The following is a 16,114-nucleotide window of genomic DNA, read 5'->3' as shown; positions in this document are numbered from 1 at the left end:
AACCGGTTCAGGCCACGCGCTGGGTCAGGTGCGAGGCAATCAGCTGCCTGAACGGTGCAACGCCCTGTGCCAGGCGCAAACCAGCTGCACGCAGCACGCGCGCCGGCCGGCGATCGTCGGTGTACAGGCTGGCGATCGCATTGGTGGCCTCGTACAACGGCCGCGACGCCAGTCGATGGCCACGCTGATATCGGGCCAGCATGCCCTCGGCCGCGATGTCGGCGCCACGCCGCTGCTGCCCGGCGATGCCCTGCGCCAGCCGCTGTGCGCTGGCCAGGCCCAGGTTGAAGCCATGCGCGGTGACCGGGTGCATGCCCACGGCAGCATCACCGACCAGCGCCGAGCGCTCGCCCACGAACCGGTGCGCGTATACCCCTACCAGCGGATACGCCTGCGGCGTGGCCACCGGCTGCATCCGGCCCAGGCGGTGCTCGAAGCAGGCACTGATGGCCTCACCGAACGCCACCTCGTCCATCGCCAGCAATTCCTCGATCTGCCGCGGCGGCAGCGTGATCACCGCCGATGCCTGGCCCTCGTTGAGCGGCAGCAACGCCATGGTGCGGCCATAGCCGAACCACTCCCACGCGGTGTGATGGTGATCGCGCTCGACCTGCATGCGGCAGACCAGCATCGATTTGCCGAAGTCGCGCATCTGCGCGCCGATGCCGAGCATGCGTCGGGTGGCGGAAAAGCGGCTGTCGGCAGCCACCAGCAGCCGCGCGTGCAGCGTGTTGCCGTCGTCCAGCGTGACCAGATGGCCCTGCGCATCGGCCTGCACGCCGAGCACCTTGCGGCCATCGAACAGTTCCAGCCCGTCCTGGCCCTGCACGGATTCCCAGGCGGCGCGGCGGATCAGATGATTGGGCACCAGCCAGCCCAGCGGCTGGCCGTCGACCTGGCTGCTGGCGAAGGTCAGCGCAAACGGCGAGCCGCCGTTCATCACCTTGGCATCGCGCAGCTCGGCTACTTCAGCCTGCGGCAGGCGCTGCCACAGGCCCAGCTGCTCGAGGCTCTGCCGCGAGGCATGGGTCAGCGCGATCTCGCGGCCATCGAAGGCCGCCTCGGCCAATGCCTGGCGCGGCTGCACGTCCACCAGCCCGACCTGCAGGCCGCTACCGGCCAGCGCGCGTGCGAAGCACAGGCCTGCCGGGCCCGCGCCAACCACCACCACGTCCATCCTGCGCATGCGCGCCTCCTGCCGTTGATCCAGTCCGGGCCAGCATAGCGCCACGCAGCTGACCGGCCTTGATCTGGATCAGGCCCGGCTCACAACAATGCGAACACCAGCGCCAGGATCGACAGCAGCGACACCGCCCAGACCAGGCTGCGCACATAGGGCACGCCCGCGGCATACAGCGGCAGATAGGCCACCCGCGCCCAGAAGTACGCCTGTGCGGCCAGCGCCGTGGTGTCGTTGCCACGCCCGGCCAGCACCACCGCGATCGCGGCGGCGGCGAAGAACGGGAAGGTCTCCAGGAAGTTGGCCTGGGCCCGCTGCAGGCGACCGGCCAACGCACTGAGTGGCCGGGCCTGGCCATCACGCGCCGAGGCATTCCATTTCAGGCCGCGCTCGCGGGTGACCACGGTGGAGGTAGCGAAGATGTAGACAAAGCCCAGCAGCACCGACCAGGCCAGCATCGTCAGTTCAGTTGCCATCATTGCGCTCCTCAGGGTGCCGATGCACGCAGGCTGTAACCGGCCAGGCGCCACACCTGGTCCTCGTCGAAACGGAACGACACCAGTTCGCGCACAGGCTGCGCGCTGTTGGCGAAGCGGGTCGGGAAGCTGACGTTGATGTACAGGCCTTCGGGCACGGCGGCACCGGCGCCGTACTTGACCCGGGTGATGGTCGGCTGGCCGCGGCCGGCCATCGCGCCCAATCGCGTGCGCTCGGTGGTCAACTGGGTGACGAATGCGGCCTTCGGCACGGCGCGGCGCGCAACCGGCGAGGCACCCTCCCACAACTCGCCGGCGCGGTTGGCGTCGACCAGCTGCGCCACCCTCACTGCGGCGGCCCCCATTTCCGCGTCCTGTTTCTGCACCTGGGCCTGCTGCGCGGCGGTCAACGCCGGTGCACCGGCCGTGGCCGGCTTGGCGGCCGCGGGCGACGACGGCGCCGGGCGCGCGGGTGCCGGTGCGGGCGTGGCGGGTGCAGGTGCCTGCGCCAGCGCAACGAATGGCAACAAGGACAGCAGCAGGAGCACGCGCTTCATGGACACCGCCGGTTCTCGGAAAAGAACCGCAGTCTACGCCAGCGCAGTGACCGCTTCGTCAGCGCGCGTGGGCGCTGCCTTCGACCACGGCAGCGTCGGCCTGCGCGGCAGGCTTTCCGGCGTCCACCGGTGCCTGCTCGGCCACCGGCGGCGGCTCGGACGGTGCCGGTGGCAACGTCGCCACGTCGATCTCCGACAACGGGCTTTCTTCCGGGCACACCGCATCGGGGAAACCGAAGCGCTGCTTCAGTGCCTGGCCACAGCTGTTGATCGATTCCATGTCAGCGCCTTCGCGCTTGCACTGCTGGTCGAAGGCGATCAGGAACGCATCCTTGCGCTGCACGAAGTCATCACCGCAAGCGCGCATCTGCTTGATCCGCTCCAGATCGTCCTGCACTGCGTTGGTACCATCCAGGCCGTACTGTCGCAACTCATCCGGGGTCAGCAGGCGCAGGCTGCGGTTGGGCACGGTCATCATCAGGTCGGCCACGCCCACCGCCACACCGTTGCGCTGCAGGTAGTCCTTCACGTTGTCGTAGACCTCGTGCAGCTCGCGGTTGAGTTCAGCACGCGAGGTGGCCTTGGAACTGATGCGCATCATGCGGTGGATGCCGACCTTGCCCGACAGCAGGCGGTTGTCACCGGCGGCCAGCACGAACACGCAGGCACTGTGGCAGATCGAGCCTTCGCGCACCCAGATGGTCCAGCCCGATTCACCGATGCTGTCACCGGCCACGATGGCCGATTCCACCTGGCCGCCGCTGGAATCCAGGTCGAGGATGCGCTTGTGGATCTTCTGCTCGTCGGCAACCACGGCCAGCCGCCACATCATCTCGGCGAAGCCCGGATTGATCTTTCCGGAATAGCGCACGCGCATCAGGCCACGCTCGGCGCAGGGCGCCAGCGCCTGGCTGATCTGATCGCGCTGCAGGCCCTCCAGCTCGATGCCATCACCGGCGTCGCCGGCGTACTCGGTGCTGCAGCTGACCCAGGCGCGGCCATTCTCCAGTTGCGCCTGCGGCCACGGCCGATCGGCCCGGCTGCGCGGCGCTGGCGGCGGTAGCGGCGCGTCGGCCGCATTGATCGACACCATGTTCTCGCCATCGCTGGCCGGCGCGCGCGCCGCCTTGTCGGCGGCGGTCACATTGCCCGGATTCTCCAGCTTGCTGCAGCCCGCCAGGGCCAGGCACAACAGGGGCAACCAGCGGAATTTGGCGGACATCGGCAACCGGTCTTCATAAGAGCAAGGGCCACAGTCTACCCGCCCAGCGCGCGCGTTCAGCGCGTGGCACTGAACCCGCTCTGACCCTCGGGAAAGCGTGTCGACCGAGGTCGACACCCACCCACAGCAAAAGCGTGCCGACCAACGGTCGGCACCCACCAACCGCAGCGACCAACTGTCGGAGGTGGGGCGGTGCGGGTGCAGGGCTGCAAGCCCTGCCAGAACCCCCCTTCAGCATCCATGTCCGAATCCGGCGAGTATCCCCACCCGCACCCGCCTAGACTGGCGCCATGGACACCGCCCTCGCCCTCGACACCGCCGCCTGTGACCGCGCCCGCCTGGCCCGTGACGCGCGCTTCGACGGCGTGTTCTTCACCGCCGTGCGCAGCACCGGCATCTATTGCCGCCCGGTGTGCCCCGCGCCCCCGCCAAAGCCGCGCAACATCACCTACTACCCGAGCGCCGCTGCCGCCGCCGCCGCCGGCTACCGGCCGTGCCTGCGCTGCCGCCCGGAACTGGCTCCCCAGGCCCAGCAGGCACTTGCCGGACAGGCAGTGCAGCGCGCCCTGGCCCTGATCCAGGGTGGCTTCCTGCAGGAACAACCGGTGGCAGACCTCGCAGAGAAGATCGGACTCAGTGCACGCCAGCTGCAACGGCTTTTCGTTGAACACCTGGGCGCGACACCCGGACAGATCCACGCCACCCATCGCCTGCTGCTGGCCAAGCAGCTGTTGACCGAAACCACGCTGCCGGTGACCGACGTCGCGCTGGCAGCCGGCTACAACAGCCTGCGCCGCTTCAATACCGCGTTCCTGCAGGGCTGCGGCATGGCCCCCACCGCGCTGCGCCGCCAGCATCAACCGCTCGCCGCCGATGAGGGGGGCCTGGTGCTGCGCCTGGCCTACCGGCCACCGCTGGACTTCCCACGCATGCTGGCCTTCCTGCGCAAGCGCAGCCTGCCCGGCATCGAACTGATCGGCGAAGACAGCTACCAGCGCGTGTTGGGCACGCACGAGCGGCCCACCCTGCTGCGCGTCACCGCCGATCCGAAACGGCCGGAACTGCACCTGCAGCTGAGCGCCGTCGATCCGCGCTTGATTCCAGACATCGTGCGGCGTGTTCGTCGCGTGTTCGATCTGGATGCCGACCTGCAACAGGTGCACGCTGCGCTGAGCGAGGAACCGCTGCTGGCGCGGGGCATCGCCGAGCGCCCCGGGCTGCGTGTTCCGGGCGGCTGGGATGGATTCGAAGTGGGCGTGCGCGCGGTGCTCGGCCAGCAGGTCAGCGTCGCTGCGGCCACCACGTTCGCGCGGCGCCTGGTGGATGCCTTCGGCGCACACCTGCCGGGCATGCCGTCCGATTTTGACCGCCAGTTCCCTGCGCCAGAGGTGCTGGCCGAGGCACCGCTGGAATCGATCGGCCTGCCGCGCAGCCGTGCCGCCACGGTGCGCGCGCTGGCCGCCGCCTGCGCCAGCGGCCAGCTCGATTTCGGGCCGGGCCAGGCGCTGGAAGAGTTCGTCACCCGCTGCGTGGCACTGCCCGGCATCGGCCCGTGGACCGCGCAGTACATCGCCCTGCGGGGCCTCGGCCAGCCTGATGCCTTCCCCGCCGGCGACCTGGTGCTGCAGCAGGTCCTCGGCCATGCGGAGGGCCAGCGCCTGAGCGAGCGTGCCACCGAGGCGCGCTCGCAACCCTGGCGGCCGTGGCGCGCGTATGCCGTACTGCACCTGTGGCACCTGTCCGGCACTTTCGTTGGAGAACCGACATGAGCCTATTGTTCGACCGTTTCGACAGCCCGATCGGCGTGCTGACCATCGCCGGTGACGAGCGCGGACTTGCGCATGTGCTGTTCCCGGAAAACCGCCATCCGGCGCGTGGCCGCGCCGACTGGCACTACGCGCCGGATGCGCTGCCGGAAGCCCGCCAGCAGCTGCTGCAGTTCCTGCACGGCGAACGCAGCAGCTTCGATCTGGAACTGGCACCGCGTGGCACGCCGTTCCAGCTGCGGGTGTGGCAGGCGCTGGCGCTGATCCCGTTCGGGCAGACCTGGAGCTACCTGCAGCTGGCACAGCATCTGGGCCAGCCCAGCGCAACCCGCGCGGTGGGCGCCGCCAACGGCCGCAACCCGTTGCCGATCATCCTGCCCTGCCATCGCGTGATCGGCAGCAACGGCGCACTGACCGGGTTCGGCGGCGGCCTGGAAACCAAGGCCGCACTGCTGCGTCTGGAACAGCGCCAGGCGCCGCTGTTTGCCTGAACTCCGGGGTCAGATCCCTTTTCCAAAGGAAAAGGGATCTGACCCCGGGCGGGACCACGGGTGGCGGTGGGTGCAGCGTGTCTCGGCTTGGTCATTGCGGCGGCTTATCATGCGTGGATGACTTCCGTACGCCTGACCTGCGCGCTGGCGCTGCTGCTGCCCCTGGCCGCCTGCACCACCGCGCCCGCCCCTTCCGCCTCCATTCCCACGCCCGTCGCTGCGGCTGCGCCGCCGAAGCTGCTGTTGATCTCCATCGACGGCCTGCGCGCCGACGCGCTCGATCGCGGCCTGACCCCGAACCTGCAGCGGCTGATCGACGGCGGCGTACGTGCACGCTGGATGACCCCGTCCTACCCATCGCTCACCTTCCCCAACCACTACACCATCGTCACCGGCCTGCGCCCGGACCACCACGGCATCGTCAACAACAGCATGGACGATGAGGCACTGGGCCGTTTCGAGCTGAGCAACCGCGAGGCGGTCACTACCAGCGCGTGGTGGGGCGGCGAGCCGATCTGGGTCGGCGCCGAGAACGCCGGCGTGCGTTCGGCCACCACCTCGTGGCCGGGCAGCGAGTCGGAAATCCGCGGTGTGCGCCCGAGCCAGTGGCGCATCTACGACGGCCAGGAACCGCTGGAGCAGCGTGCCGGCATCGTGCTTGACTGGCTGGCACAGACCGACGCCGATGCGCCGCGCCTGACCACGCTGTACATGGAGCACGTGGACAAGGCCGGCCACCACTACGGCCCCGATTCGAAGCAGTATGCCGACGCCATCGTGCGCGCCGACCAGATCGTCGGCCAGGTGCTGTATGGACTGCAGCAGCGCGGGCTGGCGTCGACCACCAACGTGATCGTGGTGTCCGACCATGGCATGGCCAGCGTCGCCGACGGCCACGTGATCGCCACCGAATCGATGGCCGATCCGGCCATCGCGCGCAATGTCAGCCAGGGCCAGTCGGTGGGCTTCGCACCGGTCGCGGGCCGCGAAGCCGAGGCCGAACGCGCCCTGCTCGGCCGCCACGCGCACTACGAATGCTGGAAGAAGGAAAACCTGCCGCCGCGCTGGCACTACGGTACGCACCCGCGGGTGCCGCCGATCGTCTGCGCCATGGACGAAGGCTGGGATGCATTGCATCGGGACAGGATCGCCAAGCGCACCAAGCAGGATCGCGGTTCGCACGGCTACGACAACGCCCTGCCGTCCATGCGTGCGGTGTTCGTGGCCAGCGGCCCGTCATTCCGCCAGGGCCTGGTGATCGATGGCTTCGACAACGTCGATGTCTACCCGCTGCTGGCACATCTGCTGCAGGTGCCGGCCGCGCCGAACGACGGCAACCCGGAAACGCTGAACAAGACCCTGCGCTGACGCCGTTGTAGGGCCGAGCCCATGCTCGGCTCTACAAAAGCGTGCATAAAAAAACGCGGCGCCAGGCGCCGCGTTTCTTTTTGGACCAGTCAACCGGCCGGATCAGGCCTTGGCGACGGCCTTCTTCGCCACAGCCTTCTTCGCCGGAGCCTTGGCCACGGTCTTCTTGGCAACCGGGGCGGCGGCGCCTACGGCGACCTTGCTCGCGGTGTGCGAACGGGCGTTGCCGTAGCTGGCGTTGTAGCGCTTGCCCTTGGCGGTCTTGCGGTCACCCTTACCCATGTCTTCAACTCCTCAAGTGTGAAATCTGGTTACCCCGTACTGACACGGGTTCGGCGGGGCCGCCTTGCTGGGCGCCCCCGCGCACGATCGAAAATCCTATCACGGAGCGCCTAGTGCGCGCAGCTGGCGTCGTGCACGTGGCCGTGGTTGAGGCGCAGGTTGACCAGGTGCGCGACGCCCACCAACAGGCCACCGATGGTCATCACCACCGCATGCGGCACCGCGTTGTGGTGCAGCGGGTCGTACAGCACGCCAGCCCACAGCGCGACCAGGCCCGGAATCAGGAAACCCAGCGCGCGCAGCGCGCCATGCCGGCGATAGCCCCAGACCAGGCTGAACAACCCGAGCAGGGTCACGAACAGCACCAGCGCCTGCTCGACGCCATCGCTCAGCCACAACGACAGGCCCAGCGACGGCGCCGCCGCCAGCACGACGGGAATCACTGCGCAGTGCACCGCGCACAGCATCGAACCGGTGGCGCCGAAACGGTCGAGCAGGTGGCGCAGGCGTGAGGACAGGGACATGACTTCCAGCAGGGTCGGCGAATCGTTATGGAATAATATAACATTCGTTCCCGACCCGCACGGTTTCCCTCCCCCTGTCCCATCGACGGGATTCGTGCGCCCCGTGATTGATACATTGTAACAAAGGACCTGCCCATGCCCGCCCACACCCCTCGGCTCAGGCCGCATTCCCTGGCCCTGGCCCTCGCCGCCCTGCTGCCGTCCGTCGCCTTTGCTGCCGGCCCGGACAGCGCCCATCGTGACCGCCACCTGACCGAACTGTCCTCGGTACAGGTCACCGCATCCCCGCTGCAGGGCGATGCCGAATCGCTGGCGCGCCCGGTGGACGTGCTGGCCGGTGAGCGCCTGGACGAGCAGAAGGCCGGCACCCTCGGCGATACCGTGGCCAAGCTGCCCGGCGTGCAGAGCACGTTCTTCGGCCCGGGCGTCGGCCGCCCGATCATCCGCGGCCAGGAAGGCCCGCGCGTTGCGGTGCTGTCCAACGGCATGGGCAACATGGACGCCTCCACGGTCAGCGCCGACCATGCCACCAGCATCGAGCCGTTCCTGGCCGACCAGATCGAAGTGCTGAAGGGCCCGGCCACCCTGCTGTTCGGCAGCGGCGCCATCGGTGGTGCGGTCAACGTGGTCGATGGCCGCATCGCGCGCGAACTGCCGGAGCGCCCGCTCAGCGGCCGCGCCGAACTGCGCGGCAATTCGGTGAACAATGAACGCAGCGGCATGTTCCGCCTCGATGGTGTCAGCGGCAACGTCGTGCTGCATGTGGACGGCCTGGTGCGCAATGGCGACGACTACCGCATTCCCGGCTATGCGGTGATCGACAGCCTGGAAGATCATCACGACCACGATCATGACCACGATGCGGCCGAGGGCGAAGAACCGCGCCGTGGCCGCCTGGACAACAGCTCGATCCGCACCCGCGCCGGCGGCGTCGGCGCAACGTGGCTGGGCGACGGTGGCTACTTCGGCGTATCGGCCAGCACCTACCGCACCAACTACGGCATTCCCAATGGCGCGCACGTGCACGCCGACGGTGATGATCATGGTCATGACCACGGTCACGACCACGGCGATGAAGAGGAAGGCGGCGACGAGCATGACGTGCGCATCGACATGGTGCAGAACCGCTTCGAGACCAAGGCCGGCATCTACGACCCGGTCTCGTTCCTGAAGAACATCAACGCACGCGTGGCCTATACCGACTACGAGCACGTGGAGCTGGAGGCCGGCACGCCGTCAACCCGCTTCACGAACCGTGGCATCGAAGCGCGCCTGGAAGCGGTGCAGCAGCAGATCGGTGGCTGGGACGGCGCCTTCGGCCTGCAGTTCGGCAACAGTGATTTCGGCGCCAAGGGTGAAGAAGCTTTCGTTCCGGATACCGGCACCAGGAACATTGGCCTGTTCGTGCTGCAGGAAAAGCAGTTCGGCCCGTTCAAGCTGGAACTGGGTGGCCGCCACGACCAGGTCAAGCTGGACCCGACCGGTGACTACCGTCGCCGCACCTTCGGTGCCACCAACCTGTCCGCTGCGGGCATCTGGAAGCTCAACGACGCGGTAGACCTGCGCATTGGCGTGGACAGTTCCGAGCGTGCGCCGACCAATGAAGAGCTGTACGCCGCTGGCGCGCACATCGCCACCCGTTCGCTGGAAATCGGTGATGCCAACCTGAAGACCGAGCGCGGCCAGCGCATCGAGCTTGGCATCCACACCCACAGTGACCGCCTGGACTTCTCCGCATCGGTTTACCAGACCAAGTTCAAGGACTTCATCTACCTGGCCGACACCGGCGTTACCGAAGGGCTGCCGGTCCGTGCCTGGACCCAGCAGGACGCGGTGTTCCGCGGCGCCGAGGCCGAAGCGCTGGTGCACCTGTTCGAAGGCGGTGCCGGTGATTGGGACCTGCGCCTGTTCGGCGATTACGTGAAGGCCAAGCTGGATGGCAGCGGCAGCCGCAACCTCGACATCGCCGTGCCGCACGGCGACCACAACCACAACTACACGGTGGAACTGGCCAACACCGGCTACCTGCCGCGCATCGCTCCGGCCCGCGTCGGTGCCGACCTGCGCTGGTCGAAGGATGGCTGGCGCGCGTCGGTCGGTGCGGTGCGTTACAGCCGCCAGAAGGACGTCGCCCAGAACGAGGAACCGAGCAACGGCTACACCCTGGTCGATGCGCACCTGGCCTACCGTTGGGACCGCAACGCCAGCAACAGCTACGAGGTGTTCCTGGATGGCAGCAACCTGACCAACCGCGAAGTGCGCCCGCATACCTCGCTGCTGCGCGACTACTCGCCGCTGCCGGGTCGTGGTGTCGCTTTTGGCATCCGCGCGTTCTTCTGATCGCGCGCGGCAGGGTCGAAGCCCTTTCCGCAGGAAAGGGCTCTGATCCACGCCCATCCACGCATGGCGTGGATCTACCGGCACAGCGGGGTCGGATCCCTTTCCGCAGGAAAGGGCTCTGATCCACGCCCATCCACGCATGGCGTGGATCTACCGGCACAGCGGGGTCGGATTCCTTTCCGATGGAAAGGGCTCTGACCCTCGCCCATCCACGCATGGCGTGGATCTACCGGCACAGCGGGGTCGAAGCCCTTTCCCAAGGAAAGGGCTCTGAGCCCACGCCATCCCACGGGGGCCTTCGGGCCCCCGTTTTCGTTTCGGCCAGGCCCATCACGCGGGCGTCACAAAGATGTGCGTACGACAACAAACGGACAATCCCGTCACTCAATGTCTCGCCAACCGGACATTAATGTCCGAAAATAAACCCATGACCGCCCAACGTGCCGATGCCGCTGCCCGCCGTGCCCTCATCCTCGACGCCGCCGATCATGTGTTCGGCCAACACGGCGTCACCGCCCCACTGGACCTGGTGGTCGAACGCGCCCAGGTGGGCCGCGCCACCCTGTACCGCAACTTCCCCGACCGCACCGCGCTGATCCAGGCGCTGCTGCAGCGTACGGTTGACCGCATCCGGCGCCAGGTCGAACAGCTCGGTGACCGCGACGACGCCCTGTTCGAGGTGTTCGAGGGCATGGCCCAGCGCATCATCGATTCACCTGCCCTCGCCGATTACTGGCGTGCGGTGGATTCGGACGTGCCGGCCATGCGCACCGCGCGCGAGACCGTGCGTGACCTGCTGGAAGCGCCGATTGCCCGTGCCAAGGCCGCCGGCCTGTGCCGCGCCGACCTGGAGAAGACGGATATTTCACTGATCTCGGGCATGCTGGGTGCGGCCCTGCGCGGCAAGACCCGCGATGAGCGCGCCCAGCTGGCCGGGCGTGCCCTGCAGCTGCTGCGCGGCGGCCTCCAGGGAGAACCCAGCGAGGCCCGTTGATGGTCCAGCCGTATCTGAAGCCGGTTCCGGATTGGGAGGAGCACGAGAAGCCGACCATGCCCGGTTCGGCGTCGATGCCCTGGCATCCGCCCTATCGGCGCGTGGCCTACGCGCTGGTATCGCTGCTGGTGGCCATCACCGGCGGCCTCGGCAATGCGCTGGTCACCGCGAACCTGCCGTTCCTGCAGGGCCAGCTGGCGCTGACGCCGACCCAGGGCAGTTGGCTGGTGGCGGCCTATGCGATGGTCAATGTCACCGCCAACCTGCTGGCCTTCAAGTTCCGCCAGCAGTACGGCATCCGCCTGTTCGCCGAGATCGGCCTGGGCCTGTATGCGGCGCTGGCGGTGCTGCACCTGTTCGTCGGCAGCTTCGAGACCACGATGCTCACCCGCGCCGCAAGCGGTTCTGCAGGCGCCGCCTGTTCCACGCTGGGCACGCTGTACATGCTGCAGGCGCTGCCGCGCCGCTTCACCGGCAACCTGCTGGTGGTCGGCGTCGGCCTTTCACAGTTGGCGGTGCCGATTGCCTGGATTGTGTCACCGGGGTTGGTCGATACCGGCCAGTGGCACCAGCTCTACTCCTTCGAAGCCGGCCTCGCCCTGTGCGCGTTCGCGGCGGTGGTGGTACTGAAGCTGCCGCCCGGCATCCAGATCAAGGCCTTCGAGCCGATGGACTTCCTCACCTTCGCCCTGCTCGCCCCTGCCGTTGCCCTGCTGGTGATCGTGCTGGCACAGGGCTATACGCGCTGGTGGCTGGATACGCCGTGGCTGGGGTGGGCACTGGTCGCCTCGATTGCGTTGTCCACCACCGCCTTCATCATCGAGCACTACCGCCGCAACCCGCTGCTGCAGACGCGCTGGCTGGCCAGCCTGCCGGTGCTGCACTTCATCGTCGGCGCGTTCCTGATCCGCTTCCTGACCACCGAACAGTCCTACGGCGTGGTCAACCTGATGCGCACGCTCGGCATGGGGCCGGACCAGCTGCGGCCGCTGTTCGTGGTGATCCTGGCAGGCGTGATCACCGGCATCGCGGCGGCGGCACTGACGTTCGGGCCGAAGCGGCTGATCGCCCAGCTGCTGATGGCGATCCTGCTGCTGGGCACCGCCGCCTTCTTCGACCAGCACCGCACCAGCCTGGACCGGCCGCACGACTTCTACGTCAGCCAGTTCCTGGCCTCGGTGGGCGCCGGCATGTTCATGGGGCCGCTGATCATGCTCGGCATCTCCGCCGCGCTGAAGCAGGGCGTGGACCACATGATCACCTTCCTGGTCACGTTGTCGATCACCCAGACCCTGGGTGGCCTGGCCGGTTCGGCGGTGCTCGGCACCTTCCAGCTGCATCGTGAGCAGCTGTATTCCAGCGCGTTGACCAGCCAGCTCGATCCGGCCGATCCGGTGGTCGCGCAGCGCCTGCGGGTGCAGCAGCAGCTGTACAGCGCGCAGATCACCGATCCGGTCCTGCGCAGCGCACAGGGCAGCGCGCAGCTGGCGCAGATCACACGCCGCGAAGCCAATGTGCGCGGCTTCAATGATGTGTTCACCCTGAGCGGTTGGCTGGCGATCGGCTTCCTGTGCTGGTTGCTGCTGCTGTCGCTGCGTACCGCCGTGCTCAAGCAATGGCGCAAGCGCCACCCCACGTCCCCTGCTGCGGCCACGCCGGCCGCGCCCCGTTGAGTTGATCGCCATGCCCCCCGTCCCGCCCCGCCCCGACGACATCGACGCCGACAACGTCACCCCACCGCCACCGACCGATGCGGCGCCTGCGCCCACACCCGCGGCGCCGGCTGCCGCACCGAAATACCTCAAGCCCAGCGCGCGCAGCGTGGTGGTGATGGTGGTGGTGGCGTTGCTGGGGATCGCGCTGATCCTGCGCGCCTGGCATCTGTGGCCGTTCACCAGCAGCGTGATGGTGACCGACAACGCCTATGTGCGCGGGCAGATCACGGTGATGGCGCCGCAGGTGAACGGCTACGTGACCGAGGTGCTGGTGAAGGACTTCCAGCATGTGAAGAAGGGCGAACCGCTGCTGCGCATCGATGACCGCATCTACGCACAGCGCGTTTCGCAGGCCCAGGCCACGCTGGACAGCGCGCGCGCGGCGCTGGCCAACTCGGACCAGTCGCAGGCGCAGAACCGTGCGCAGATCGCTTCCGCGCACGCCACGCTGTCGGCCGGGCAGGCCGAACTGCAGCGCTCGCGCAACGAGGCCCGGCGCTACGAGGAACTGGCCGCGCAGCAGCTGGTGTCGGTCAACGACCGCGACAAGTTCCGCACCAGCCAGGCCTCGGCGCAGGCCAGCGTGCAGCAGTCGCAGGCCCAGATCCGCATTGCCGAGGAAACACTGGTCTCGACCCAGGTGGCACGCAAGAGCCTGGAAGCCCAGGTGGAGAGTGCGCAGGCACAGCTGGAACTGGCCCGCATCGACCTGGCCAATACGGTGATCCACGCACCGCGCGACGGCCAGATCAGCGAGGCCAGCGTGCGCGTGGGCCAGTACGTTGCCGCTGGGTCGCAGCTGCTGTTCCTGGTGCCGGAAGCGCTGTGGGTGGTGGCCAACTACAAGGAAGGCCAGACCTGGCAGATGCGCATCGGCCAGCCGGCTACCTTCGCGGTGGACGCGTTCCAGGGCCAGGTGCTGCACGGCCATGTCGAGCAGATCGCGCCGGCGACCGGCTCGGAATTCAGCGTGCTGCGCCCGGACAACGCCAGCGGCAACTTCACCAAGGTGGTGCAGCGGCTGCCGATTCGGATCTCGATCGACCCTGGGCAGGAACTGGCCGCGCGGCTGCGGCCGGGCATGTCGGTGATCGCGCGGGTGGATACCGCCGCAGAGCCCGCACCGGCGCGGTAGCCATGAATCGGGGTCAGATCCCTTTTGCCTCGGCAAAAGGGATCTGACCCCAGGAGCCATTGCTCAGCCGGCGCAGCGGGCGCAGAGCCCGTGCACTTCAAGCGTCTGCGCCTGCGGCTGGAAGCCCAGCTCCTTGGCGCGCTTTTCCAGCTGGGTGACGATCTCGCGGTCTTCCAGTTCCACCGCGCTGTGGCAACTGTTGCAGATCAGGAACGGCACCGAGTGCGCCGCACTGCTGGGGTGATGGCAGGCCACGAAGGCGTTCACCGATTCCAGCTTATGCACGAAGCCATTGGCCATCAGGAAGTCCAGCGCGCGGTACACGGTGGGCGGGGCATCGGCGCCCACGCCCTTGCCGTTGCGCACCCATTCCAGCAGCTCATACGCCTTGACCGGCTTGCCGGCCTCGGCGATCAGCTTCAGGACGTTGGCGCGGATCGGGGTCAGGCGCAGCCCGCGTTCGCGCGAGACACGCTCGACCACCGCCACGAAATCCGATGCGTCGTGGACGTGATGGTGCGGGGCGGTACAGGCAGTGGCGGTCTTGGCGGGCATGCGTGTTCTCCGGTTCGGGCCTGGCAAGGATGCCTCAGGCCGTTGCTACCTTGGTGATGGCCACATCAATGCGTTTCAAGGCCTGTTCGCGGCCGGCCAGGTACACTGTCTGGGAAATGTCAGGGCTGACCTGGGTGCCGGTGATCGCCACGCGCAGCGGCTGGGCGACCTTGCCCATGCCGATTTCCAGCGCAGCGGCGGTGTCGTGCAGGGCCACGCCGACCGCTTCGGCGGTCCATGCCGGCAGCGCTGCCAGCAGTTCGCGAGCCTTGCCCAGCGCCACCTCGGCGCCGGCCTTGAAGTGCTTGGCCACCGCGGCTTCGTCGTAGACGGTCAATGGCTGGTACCAGACCACCGCGCTCTCGGCCATGTCCTTCAGGGTCTGCACGCGGTCACGCAGGGCGACCACCACGTCCTCCGGCGCCGGACCCGCGGCCAGGTCCACGCCCAGCTTCTGCAGCTGATAAACCAGGTGCGGGGCGACCGCCGCGGGGGCTTCGCTCTTCAGGAACTGCTGGTTGACCCAGCCCAGCTTGGCCATGTCCAGGCGCGAGGCCTTGGAATTGCAGTCCTTCACGTCGAACAGGTCGATCAGCTCCTGGCGGCTGAACAGTTCCTGGTCACCGTGCGACCAGCCCAGGCGGGCCAGGTAGCTCAGCAGCGCGTCGGGCAGGTAGCCGGCGTCCTTGTACTGCATCACGTCGGCCGCGCCGGTGCGCTTGGACAGCTTCGCGCCCTGCTCGTCCAGGATCATCGGCATATGGCCGAACTTCGGTACCGGCGCGCCGATGCCTTCGTACAGGTTGATCTGGCGCGGGGTGTTGTTGATGTGGTCGTCGCCGCGGATGACCTCGGTGATGCCCATGTCCCAGTCGTCCACCACCACCGCGAAGTTGTAGGTGGGGAAGCCGTCCGGGCGGAAGATGACCATGTCATCCAGCTCGCTGTTGGCGATCTCGATGCGGCCCTTGATCAGGTCGTCGAACGCCACCGTGCCTTCCAGCGGGTTCTTGAAGCGGATGACGCGGTTCGGGTCGTCCCTGCGCGGCAGGCCCAGGTCACGCGCGGCGCCGTTGTAGCGCGGCTTTTCCTGCCGGGCCATGGCGGCCTCGCGCATGGCATCCAGCTCTTCGCGGGTCTCGTAGGCGTAGTACGCCTTGCCGTCGGCGATCAGCTGCTCGGCCACTTCCTGGTAACGGGCGACGCGCGCGGTCTGGTAGATCGGACCCTCGTCGTAATCCAGGCCCAGCCACTCCATCGCCTCCAGGATGGCGTCGATCGCGCCCTGGGTGCTGCGCTCGCGATCGGTGTCCTCGATGCGCAACACGAACTCGCCGCCACGGTGGCGGGCCTCCAGCCAGCAGTACAGCGCAGTGCGGGCACCACCGATGTGCAGGTAACCGGTGGGACTGGGGGCGAAGCGGGTGCGGCAGGTCATGGAGGGCTCGAGGAACGGGAATCCCCCGATTTTACCAGTCCCCCGCCCCCGACGGAAAAAGGGGACGGAGG

General features: G+C 68.0%; 15 protein-coding genes. 7 read left to right on the top strand and 8 right to left on the bottom strand.

The annotated features are described in order from the left end of the window. Positions 1–7: 7 nt before the first annotated feature. The 4 genes from ubiM to ACMZPQ_RS04620 form a co-directional block, all read right to left on the bottom strand. Positions 8–1,186 (bottom strand): 5-demethoxyubiquinol-8 5-hydroxylase UbiM, encoded by a 1,179-nt coding sequence (gene ubiM / locus ACMZPQ_RS04635; protein WP_197582922.1) that lies wholly within the window; start codon positions 1,184–1,186, stop codon positions 8–10. 80 nt (positions 1,187–1,266) lie between these two features. After that, entirely contained in the window at positions 1,267–1,656 is a 390-nt protein-coding gene (locus ACMZPQ_RS04630) for an MAPEG family protein (RefSeq protein ID WP_197582921.1), read from the bottom strand. A gap of 11 nt (positions 1,657–1,667) precedes the next feature. After that, a complete protein-coding gene (locus ACMZPQ_RS04625; protein WP_197582920.1) occupies positions 1,668–2,213 on the bottom strand; it encodes a DUF4019 domain-containing protein in 546 nt (181 codons plus the stop codon). Positions 2,214–2,271: 58 nt separating this feature from the next. After that, a complete protein-coding gene (locus ACMZPQ_RS04620; protein ID WP_197582918.1) occupies positions 2,272–3,435 on the bottom strand; it encodes a COG3904 family protein in 1,164 nt (387 codons plus the stop codon). A 290-nt stretch (positions 3,436–3,725) separates the two neighbouring features. On the opposite strand from ACMZPQ_RS04620, the gene ACMZPQ_RS04615 reads away from it, so the two are divergent. From ACMZPQ_RS04615 to ACMZPQ_RS04605, 3 genes are all read left to right on the top strand, one after another. Next, the gene (locus ACMZPQ_RS04615) at positions 3,726–5,204 is read left to right on the top strand and encodes a DNA-3-methyladenine glycosylase 2 family protein (RefSeq protein WP_197582917.1); all 1,479 of its coding nucleotides are present in this window, start codon (positions 3,726–3,728) and stop codon (positions 5,202–5,204) included. Then, complete coding sequence (locus ACMZPQ_RS04610; protein ID WP_197582916.1) at positions 5,201–5,692, top strand: methylated-DNA--[protein]-cysteine S-methyltransferase; 492 nt, start codon at positions 5,201–5,203, stop codon at positions 5,690–5,692. The genes ACMZPQ_RS04615 and ACMZPQ_RS04610 overlap by 4 nt, the downstream gene beginning before the upstream one ends. A 117-nt stretch (positions 5,693–5,809) precedes the next feature. After that, entirely contained in the window at positions 5,810–7,060 is a 1,251-nt protein-coding gene (locus ACMZPQ_RS04605) for an alkaline phosphatase family protein (protein ID WP_197583152.1), read from the top strand. A gap of 102 nt (positions 7,061–7,162) precedes the next feature. Here the strand turns inward: ACMZPQ_RS04605 and ACMZPQ_RS04600 are convergent, their stop codons facing one another. Both ACMZPQ_RS04600 and ACMZPQ_RS04595 read right to left on the bottom strand, forming a co-directional pair. Next, positions 7,163–7,342 carry a 30S ribosomal protein THX gene (locus ACMZPQ_RS04600; RefSeq protein ID WP_004150462.1) on the bottom strand — a complete coding sequence of 60 codons (180 nt, stop codon included), beginning with the start codon at positions 7,340–7,342 and terminating at the stop codon, positions 7,163–7,165. A 110-nt stretch (positions 7,343–7,452) separates the two neighbouring features. Continuing rightward, on the bottom strand, positions 7,453–7,866 hold the full coding sequence (locus ACMZPQ_RS04595; RefSeq protein ID WP_197583153.1) for a MerC domain-containing protein: 414 nt from the start codon (positions 7,864–7,866) through the stop codon (positions 7,453–7,455). A 135-nt stretch (positions 7,867–8,001) separates the two neighbouring features. Between ACMZPQ_RS04595 and ACMZPQ_RS04590 the strand changes: the two genes are divergently transcribed. The 4 genes from ACMZPQ_RS04590 (at position 8,002) to ACMZPQ_RS04575 (ending at position 14,050) form a co-directional block, all read left to right on the top strand. Then, on the top strand, positions 8,002–10,206 hold the full coding sequence (locus ACMZPQ_RS04590; protein WP_197583155.1) for a TonB-dependent receptor domain-containing protein: 2,205 nt from the start codon (positions 8,002–8,004) through the stop codon (positions 10,204–10,206). Between the two features lie 427 nt (positions 10,207–10,633). Next, positions 10,634–11,200 carry a TetR/AcrR family transcriptional regulator gene (locus ACMZPQ_RS04585; protein WP_049458880.1) on the top strand — a complete coding sequence of 189 codons (567 nt, stop codon included), beginning with the start codon at positions 10,634–10,636 and terminating at the stop codon, positions 11,198–11,200. After that, complete coding sequence (locus ACMZPQ_RS04580) at positions 11,200–12,873, top strand: MFS transporter (protein ID WP_197583156.1); 1,674 nt, start codon at positions 11,200–11,202, stop codon at positions 12,871–12,873. Before ACMZPQ_RS04585 ends, ACMZPQ_RS04580 begins: the two co-directional genes overlap by 1 nt. Before the next feature lie 10 nt (positions 12,874–12,883). Further along, positions 12,884–14,050 (top strand): HlyD family secretion protein, encoded by a 1,167-nt coding sequence (locus ACMZPQ_RS04575; protein ID WP_197583157.1) that lies wholly within the window; start codon positions 12,884–12,886, stop codon positions 14,048–14,050. A 63-nt stretch (positions 14,051–14,113) separates the two neighbouring features. On the opposite strand, the gene ACMZPQ_RS04570 is transcribed toward ACMZPQ_RS04575, so the two are convergent. Continuing rightward, positions 14,114–14,605, bottom strand: a complete 492-nt coding sequence (locus ACMZPQ_RS04570) for a Fur family transcriptional regulator (protein ID WP_004150412.1) — start codon at positions 14,603–14,605, stop codon at positions 14,114–14,116. A 34-nt stretch (positions 14,606–14,639) separates the two neighbouring features. Beyond that, a complete protein-coding gene (gltX, locus tag ACMZPQ_RS04565; RefSeq protein WP_197583159.1) occupies positions 14,640–16,043 on the bottom strand; it encodes a glutamate--tRNA ligase in 1,404 nt (467 codons plus the stop codon). Positions 16,044–16,114 lie beyond the last annotated feature (71 nt).

It is taken from the genome of Stenotrophomonas maltophilia (genome assembly GCF_047497515.2).
Classification (GTDB): Bacteria; Pseudomonadota; Gammaproteobacteria; order Xanthomonadales; family Xanthomonadaceae; genus Stenotrophomonas.
The sequence above is the reverse complement of the archived record's forward strand: the minus strand, read 5'-3'. Positions and strand labels throughout refer to the sequence as shown.

Bases quoted from the DNA above. Each gene is read 5' to 3' on its own strand.
- ACMZPQ_RS04620 (WP_197582918.1), bottom strand. From the start codon at position 3,435: ATGTCCGCCAAATTCCGCTGGTTGCCCCTGTTGTGCCTGGCCCTGGCG.
- ACMZPQ_RS04625 (WP_197582920.1), bottom strand. From the start codon at position 2,213: ATGAAGCGCGTGCTCCTGCTGCTGTCCTTGTTGCCATTCGTTGCGCTG.
- ACMZPQ_RS04590 (WP_197583155.1), top strand. From the start codon at position 8,002: ATGCCCGCCCACACCCCTCGGCTCAGGCCGCATTCCCTGGCCCTGGCC.
- gltX (WP_197583159.1), bottom strand. From the start codon at position 16,043: ATGACCTGCCGCACCCGCTTCGCCCCCAGTCCCACCGGTTACCTGCAC.
- ACMZPQ_RS04595 (WP_197583153.1), bottom strand. From the start codon at position 7,866: ATGTCCCTGTCCTCACGCCTGCGCCACCTGCTCGACCGTTTCGGCGCC.
- ACMZPQ_RS04615 (WP_197582917.1), top strand. From the start codon at position 3,726: ATGGACACCGCCCTCGCCCTCGACACCGCCGCCTGTGACCGCGCCCGC.
- ubiM (WP_197582922.1), bottom strand. From the start codon at position 1,186: ATGCGCAGGATGGACGTGGTGGTGGTTGGCGCGGGCCCGGCAGGCCTG.
- ACMZPQ_RS04630 (WP_197582921.1), bottom strand. From the start codon at position 1,656: ATGGCAACTGAACTGACGATGCTGGCCTGGTCGGTGCTGCTGGGCTTT.
- ACMZPQ_RS04575 (WP_197583157.1), top strand. From the start codon at position 12,884: ATGCCCCCCGTCCCGCCCCGCCCCGACGACATCGACGCCGACAACGTC.
- ACMZPQ_RS04580 (WP_197583156.1), top strand. From the start codon at position 11,200: ATGGTCCAGCCGTATCTGAAGCCGGTTCCGGATTGGGAGGAGCACGAG.
- ACMZPQ_RS04610 (WP_197582916.1), top strand. From the start codon at position 5,201: ATGAGCCTATTGTTCGACCGTTTCGACAGCCCGATCGGCGTGCTGACC.
- ACMZPQ_RS04605 (WP_197583152.1), top strand. From the start codon at position 5,810: ATGACTTCCGTACGCCTGACCTGCGCGCTGGCGCTGCTGCTGCCCCTG.
- ACMZPQ_RS04570 (WP_004150412.1), bottom strand. From the start codon at position 14,605: ATGCCCGCCAAGACCGCCACTGCCTGTACCGCCCCGCACCATCACGTC.
- ACMZPQ_RS04585 (WP_049458880.1), top strand. From the start codon at position 10,634: ATGACCGCCCAACGTGCCGATGCCGCTGCCCGCCGTGCCCTCATCCTC.
- ACMZPQ_RS04600 (WP_004150462.1), bottom strand. From the start codon at position 7,342: ATGGGTAAGGGTGACCGCAAGACCGCCAAGGGCAAGCGCTACAACGCC.